Annotated in this window: 1 protein-coding gene; it reads left to right on the forward strand. The window is 68.9% G+C overall.

All coding sequences use genetic code 11. From position 1 onward, the window contains the following. The coding region (locus RB628_RS41720; RefSeq protein WP_318325807.1) for a phosphoadenosine phosphosulfate reductase family protein at positions 1-341 on the forward strand (341 nt) is incomplete at both ends.

The following is a 341-nucleotide window of genomic DNA, read 5'->3' on the forward strand; positions in this document are numbered from 1 at the left end:
GCCGGTGATCCTTTTCTCCGGCGGCAAGGACTCGATCGTCATGCTGCACCTGGCGATCAGGGCGTTCGCTCCGGCCCCGATCCCCTTCTCGCTGCTGCATGTGGACACCGGGCACAACTTCGCCGAGGTGCTCGCGTATCGCGACCGGGTGGTGGCGGCTCATGGGCTGCGGCTGCATGTCGCCTCCGTGCAGGACTACATCGACCGCGGGGTGCTGCGGGAACGGCCGGACGGGACCCGTAACCCGCTCCAGACGCTGCCGCTGACGGAGAAGATCCAGGCCGACAAGTTCGACGCGGTCTTCGGCGGCGGACGGCGCGACGAGGAGAAGGCCCGGGCGA

It is taken from the genome of Streptomyces sp. ADMS (genome assembly GCF_033441795.1).
Classification (GTDB): domain Bacteria; phylum Actinomycetota; class Actinomycetes; order Streptomycetales; family Streptomycetaceae; genus Streptomyces.